Below are 6,272 nucleotides of genomic sequence, written 5' to 3'. Positions count from 1 at the left end.
CGCCGAACCCCACCCCGCACGCCCGATCGGACCCGCCCGACGGCGGCGCGGTTCGAGGAGGCCCGAGATCAGCCGAACCGGGTGACGGCGACCACGTCCGTCGTGTAGCCCTCGACGATCTCCGGGATCGGTTCCAGCCCCAGACCGGGCCCGCCCGGAACCGCGATCCGGCCCCCGTCCATGGTGATCGGCGCTGTGACGTCGGTGGCGAAGTACCGCTCGGACGGCACGATGTCGGCAGGCAGCGTGAAGCCGGGCAGCGCCGCGAGCGCCAGGTTGGCCGCCTGCCCCAGCCCGGTCTCCAGCATCCCGCCGCACCATACCGGCACGCTGTTCGCGACGCAGACGTCGTGGATGCGCCGCGCCTCCAGATAGCCGCCGACCCGGCCGGCCTTGATGTTGACGATCGCACACGCCCCCAGACCGATCGCGTCGGCGGCGCTGCGCGCGGACGTGATGGACTCGTCCAGACAGATCGGGGTACGCAGCATGCGGGCCAGCGCGGCGTGATCGCGCAGGTCCTCGGAGGCCAGCGGCTGCTCCAGCATCACCAGGTCGAACGCATCCAGGGCGGCCAGATGGCGGGCGTCGCCCAGCGTGTAGGCCGCGTTGGCGTCGGCCTGGAGCGCGATGTCCGGGAAGCGCTCGCGGACCGCGCGCACCGGCGCGAGATCCCAGCCCGGCTCGATCTTCAGCTTGACCCGGCGATAGCCCTGGTCCACATAGCCCGAGACCTCGGCGACGAGCAGATCGACAGTGTCAGCGATACCCACCGACACCCCGCAGTCCACGACAGTGCGGACCGCGCCGAGATAGTCGGCATACGAGATCCCCGCCGCCCGAAGCCACGCATCCATGACCGCCATCTCGACCGTCGCCTTGGCCATCGGATGGCCGGGGAACGCCGCCATCGCGGCAGCCGCCCGAGCCGGCGTGAGGTCGTCGAGCGCAGCCACCGCAGGCAGCAGAAAGCGCCGGATCATCTCCGCGGCACCGTCGAGGTACTCCTCCGAATAGCCGGGCTCGGGCATGGCGACACACTCGCCCCAACCCGGTCCCTCGGAGGTGTCGGCACGCAGCAGCAGGATGTCGCGGTTCAGTTCAAGGCCCAACGATGTCCGGAACGGTGTGCGCAAGGGGATGTCAATCCGACGCAGTTCGACGCGCTCGAGCTTCATGTCCCTATTCTGTCGCGCAGAGGGCTGACCCAGTAACACAGTACGCAAGCCTTGATAAACAACCGACCTGCCCGCCGACTTGACGCCGATGAAGACAATCCCCCGGATAAAGGTCGGAATCAGCGGCACCTGCGAACATCTTCCAGCGTTCCCATTCCAAGGCTTGTAGCCGTGCTCGCATTCGTGGTCCAATGCGAGCGGTTGAGAGAAAAGGCACGTGTACTGCCAGTAGGGGATTAATCACCGGGTGCGAAGGGCGATTTCCGTCCTCAACGCCAAATCAATGTTGGAGCATTCTCGGCGAGGCGGGAAGTCTTGTGGCCGACGATCTGTTTCGCGCACGCGTCGAGCCGAGCCGTGCCCCCGCTCCGACTGAGAACTGGCCCAAGGAATGGGACGAGGAAACGCACGAGGAATCCGGTGAGCGACCGGATGAGGTCCTCGACGACCTTCTGGCGTCCTTCGATCAGCACCGTGTCGAGCTCGATCAGCGCCTGAAGCCGGCCGCGGACGAAGACCCCACGGCATCCGAGCCCGAGCCGCCTGCCGACCTCGCCGAAGCCGCAGAACCTCGTGAGGCAGCAATACCTGTAGCAATACCTGCTGCGACACCTGCTGCACCCGAGCCCGCCACTCCCGTCGCACTCCCCTCCCGACGAGTCGTGGCCGGTCCCCCGCGCCGCTCACGGAAGCCCTGGCTGATCGCCGGCGCTGTTCTGGCGGTCGCGGCCGGAGCCGGTACGAGTTACGTAGCCCTCTCGGGCTCCCCGTCCAGCACCGGTACCAACACCGCATCCCCGACCCAGTCGACGCCGCCGCCGACCGCTCCGCCGACCGCGCCGTCCACCGCATCCTCGGCGCCGGGCCCGGACCAGGCCACCGCCCCGGCGGTCGCGGCGCAGGCCGCGGACTGGATCGCCGCCAACGTCGGTCCGGGGCATGTCGTGGCCTGCGACGTCACCGTCTGCGCGGTGCTGAGCGGCCGCGGGTTCCCGGCTGCTTCGCTCATCACCGTCCAGTCCCGCCTCAGCGAGGTCGAGCAGGCCGACGTGGTCGTGGTGACCGACGTCATCCGCCACCAACTCGGCGCCGGGCTGGCCGGCGTCACCGCCGACGAGCCCCTGGCGGTCTTCCCCACCGGCTCCTCCGGCTCTTCCACGGTGCAGATCACGGCGGTGGCCCTCGACGGGCCGACCGCCCGTGCCGGCCGGCTCGCCGCCGATCGCGCGGCCCGGAAGGCCGCCGGCACCGCGCTGCTGCGCAACCCCAGGATCATCGTCACCGGGAACGCCCGGGCCGCCCTGTCCGGCGGCTTGGTCGACAGCAGGGTGTGCGCGCTGCTCGCCGTCCTCGGCGGCACCCACACCGTGACGATCGCTTCGTTCACCGGATCCGGCCCCGGCGCGGGTGCCGACGTCCCGCTCCCCGACGTCGTGATCTCCAAGATCGACGGTGCGAGCGCCACCTCCGACTCGCCGCCGGCAGCGGCCCTCAAGAGCATCGTCGACGCCCAGCGGCCACCCTATTCGCCCCTGTCGACCAGCTCCGTCGCCTCCGGCCCCGATCAGGGCCTCGCGATCCGGTTCGCCCAGCCGAGCCCGATCGGGCTGCTCGGAGCGGCCCCGTCCTGAAACGCGACGGGACCGCCCGCTCCGGGCCGGTTCCGGCTCCAGTCCTCGTCAGGAGACATCCGATGCTCAACCGAAAGATCCAAGCCGCGGCGGGCACCGCGGTCGCGGCGCTCGCGGCCGGAATGGCGTCCGGCGGCACCGCCGAGGCGGCAGGCTCGGCGCAGGACGGCTGGGTGCGGCTCGCGCACCTCTCGCCGAACACCCCGCCGGTCGACGTCTACCTCTACGCGTTCGGCGGGACGACGGCCGAGACCGTCCTCAAGCATGTCGCATACGGCACGGCCTCCTCGTACGAGGCGCTGCCGCAGGGCCTTTACACGGTCGCGATGCGTGCCGCGGGCGCGGACTCCGCGTCGGCACCGGTCATCAGCACGAACGTCGACGTCAAGTCCGGCTCGGCCTACACCGTCGCCGGCCTCGGACCGTCCTCCGGGCTGACTCTCAGTGTGCTGAGCGACCGGCTCGACGCCCCGGCCGGCAAGGCCGACGTGCGGGTCATCGAGGCGTCGCTGCAGAACCCGAGCGTCACGGTGTCGGCCGGCGGCCAGACGATCGGCGACGGCCTGCGCTTCCCGACCGTCACCGACTACCAGACGGTCGCGGCCGGACCGTGGGACGTCGCGGTGAAGTCCGACGCCGCGTCGACCACCGCTCAGGTGGACCTCCACACCGGCAGCACGTACACCCTGGCCATCCTCGACGGCACCGGGAACGCCCCGCAGGTGCTCAATCTGACCGACTCCGCCGGCTCGGCCGTGATCCCGAAGGGCGGCGTCGCGGCGGGCTACGGCGGCGGCACCGGCAGCACCGGCTTCTTCAGCGCGCAGGAGGAAGAGCTGTTGTGGGGCGGCCTGCTGCTCGTCGGAGCCGGCGGCGCCGGCTTCGCCGTGCGGCGCCTGCGCAGGTTCTGAAGCCGGATGGGGCGTCACTCCGGAAGGCCCGGGCAGTGGTGGGCGGCCAGACCGCTGGCCACGCTCGGGCTGCTGGGGAGCTGCGGGGCGATCACCGTCGGCGGCGTCGGGCTCTTCGGCATGCTGCACAGCTCGGCCTCCGCGGCCGGGGAATCGCCGGCCACCGCCTCGGCCCAGCCGTCGACGACGACCACCGTCATCGCGGCACCGTCACAGACCTCTGCGACCAAACCGGTCGCGGCGACCCTCCCGGTCACCCTGCAGATCCCGGCGATCACGGTGAACACCGCGCTGGAACAACTCGGCGTGGCATCCGACGGCGCGCTGCAGACGCCGACCGACCCCCGACAGGCCGGCTGGTTCACCGGCAGCTCCCTGCCCGGGCAGCCGGGCCCGGTCGTCATCGCCGGCCACGTCGACTCCCTCCACGGGCCGGCGATCTTCGCCCACCTGAAGAAGATCAAGGCCGGCGACCCGATCACGATCACGCTCAGCAACGGCAGCCACGTCGTGTATGTCGCCACCTCAGTGGTCGACTACGCGAAGGCCCAGTTCCCGTCCCAGAGCGTCTACGGCCCGCGCCCCGACTCCGAACTGCGGCTCATCACCTGCGGCGGCGCCTTCGTGAAGGGTCAGTATGCCGACAACGTCGTGGTCTTCGCGAAGCTGAGCGGTTAGCCAGCCACGCGCCTGGTCGGCATTCATGTACGTGAATGCTAGTCACTAATCTGAAATTTTACCCGGCAACTCCTTGTGCGGGCCCGTATACGCGGACGACATTGTGTACCGCACGCGCGCACGCCCCACGTTCCATGCCACGGATCCCGTGTCGAGCCAGGAGCTGTCACAGCGACCATGAAGACTGTTACCCGCACGCGCGCCGCCACGGCTGCCGCGACCCTTGCCGCTGCCACCTTCGCTGCCGCGCTGACCGGCGCGGCGGCGCATCAGCCCGCGTCGGCGTCGTCGGCGGCACCGGCAACGACGCCGATATCGGCACCGGCCGGCCTGGCCATCACCGTCCATCCCGGTCAGACCGGTCAACGGCTGCCCGCCGGCTTCGTCGGGCTCTCCTTCGGGGCCGCGACGGTCGCCGCCGACAACTACTCCAGTACCGACCTCGCGGGGTATCTCAGGACCCTCGGTCCGGCCGGGACCATCCGGGTCGGCGGCAACTCCGGCGACGGTACCTTCTGGACCTCGACCGGGGAGACCGCGCCGAGTTGGGCCACGTCCGGCACCATCACGCCGGCGAAGTTGCAGCCGCTGGCCGCGATCGTGAAGGCGGCCGGGTGGAAGGTGATCCTCGCGGTCAACCTCAAGCACCGCGATCCGGCGCGGGCCGCCGACGAGGCGCGCTATGCGCAGCAGATCTTCGGGCGCTCGCTGCTGGCGATCGAGGTCGGCAACGAGCCCAACTTCTACGAGGCCGACGCCGCCGCCTACTATGCGGACTTCGAGACGTACGCCTCCGCGATCCGGGCCGCCGTCCCGGGCGTCCGGCTGACCGGGCCGGAGGCCGAGACGAACCACAGCTCGTGGCTCGCCGGCTTCGCCGCGGCCGACGCCGCGCACCCGGACGTCTCGCTGGTCACCGACCACACCTACCCGACGAGCGCCTGCGGCGGCCAGGTAGCGACCATCGCGCAGCTGCTGGGCACCGCCTCGGTGCAGTACGAGAACGCCAACGCGCAGGCGGCGCTGAGCGCGGCGCGACAGCTGCACGTGCCGGCGGCGATGAGCGAGACCAACTCGACCGTCTGCGCGGGTACCGCAGGGGTCAGCGACACGTTCGCCTCGGCGCTGTGGTCCCTGGACTACAACCTGCTGCTCGCGCAGGACGGCATCGCCAGCGCCGAGTTCATGGACGGCACGAACGCCGCGGGCTGCGACCCGTACACCCCGCTGTGCCCGACCACCGGCGACCTGACGCCGCGTCCGCTCTACTACGGGATGCTCGCGACCGAGCTGGTCGGAAGCGGGGAGTTCGTGGCGCTGGACAACCCGGACGCCGCCGACGTGCGCGCCTACGCGATCCGCGACCACGGCCACCTGACGGTCGTGCTCGACGACGTCCAGGACCCGGCGAGCCATTCGGCGACGACGGTGAACCTGGACCTCGGCCTGCGCGGGCTGCACTACGGAAGCCTCACCGCGCTGACCACGACATCGCCGGCCGGCCTGGCGGCGACCTCCGGGATCACGCTCGGCGGACAGCAGGTCGGGGCGCACGGTGCCTTCGGGACGCCGCAGCAGACGCCGGTCGCCGTGCGGCACGGGAGCGCGAGCGTGACGGTGCCGGCGGGGAGTGCGGTCATCATCCGGTTCAGCTGACCGGCTGGATTTCAGCGATTCCAGCGAAGGATCCCGGCGGGGCGGTCACTCAGTACGAGCTCACGCCGGGGTCCGCAGCGGGCCCGCCGCTCGAGCTCCCGCTCGAGTCCGCTCCTGAGCTGGACCCCATTGATGACAACGGCGCCGCCGGCCCCGCACCCCCGCCGCTCGCCGAAGCCGCCTCGGCCAGCACCACGGCCGCCAGCGCGAACGCCGCC

Annotated in this window: 5 protein-coding genes; 4 read left to right on the top strand and 1 reads right to left on the bottom strand. The window is 71.0% G+C overall.

Translation table 11 applies throughout. From position 1 onward, the window contains the following. Positions 1–68 precede the first annotated feature (68 nt). Positions 69–1,178 (bottom strand): o-succinylbenzoate synthase, encoded by a 1,110-nt coding sequence (gene menC, locus GWK61_RS51895; RefSeq protein ID WP_194921581.1) that lies wholly within the window; start codon positions 1,176–1,178, stop codon positions 69–71. A gap of 662 nt (positions 1,179–1,840) precedes the next feature. Here menC and GWK61_RS51890 point away from each other — a divergent pair. The 4 genes from GWK61_RS51890 (at position 1,841) to GWK61_RS51875 (ending at position 6,054) form a co-directional block, all read left to right on the top strand. Next, the gene (locus tag GWK61_RS51890) at positions 1,841–2,809 is read left to right on the top strand and encodes a hypothetical protein (RefSeq protein WP_194921578.1); all 969 of its coding nucleotides are present in this window, start codon (positions 1,841–1,843) and stop codon (positions 2,807–2,809) included. 62 nt (positions 2,810–2,871) lie between these two features. After that, positions 2,872–3,720 carry a DUF4397 domain-containing protein gene (locus tag GWK61_RS51885; protein WP_194921575.1) on the top strand — a complete coding sequence of 283 codons (849 nt, stop codon included), beginning with the start codon at positions 2,872–2,874 and terminating at the stop codon, positions 3,718–3,720. Between the two features lie 6 nt (positions 3,721–3,726). Then, positions 3,727–4,398, top strand: a complete 672-nt coding sequence (locus tag GWK61_RS51880) for a sortase domain-containing protein (protein ID WP_194921573.1) — start codon at positions 3,727–3,729, stop codon at positions 4,396–4,398. Between the two features lie 177 nt (positions 4,399–4,575). After that, positions 4,576–6,054 carry a glycosyl hydrolase family 79 C-terminal domain-containing protein gene (locus tag GWK61_RS51875; protein ID WP_194921571.1) on the top strand — a complete coding sequence of 493 codons (1,479 nt, stop codon included), beginning with the start codon at positions 4,576–4,578 and terminating at the stop codon, positions 6,052–6,054. Positions 6,055–6,272: the final 218 nt, after the last annotated feature.

Origin of the sequence: Catenulispora rubra, from assembly GCF_015356825.1 — a bacterium.
In the GTDB taxonomy this organism is placed as follows: domain Bacteria; phylum Actinomycetota; class Actinomycetes; order Streptomycetales; family Catenulisporaceae; genus Catenulispora; species Catenulispora rubra.
Note: the sequence above shows the minus strand (reverse complement) of the source record. Positions and strands in the feature narration are given on the sequence as shown.

Excerpts from the sequence above, each read along its gene's own strand:
- GWK61_RS51885 (WP_194921575.1), top strand. The coding sequence starts at position 2,872 with ATGCTCAACCGAAAGATCCAAGCCGCGGCGGGCACCGCGGTCGCGGCG.
- menC (WP_194921581.1), bottom strand. The coding sequence starts at position 1,178 with ATGAAGCTCGAGCGCGTCGAACTGCGTCGGATTGACATCCCCTTGCGC.
- GWK61_RS51875 (WP_194921571.1), top strand. The coding sequence starts at position 4,576 with ATGAAGACTGTTACCCGCACGCGCGCCGCCACGGCTGCCGCGACCCTT.
- GWK61_RS51880 (WP_194921573.1), top strand. The coding sequence starts at position 3,727 with ATGGGGCGTCACTCCGGAAGGCCCGGGCAGTGGTGGGCGGCCAGACCG.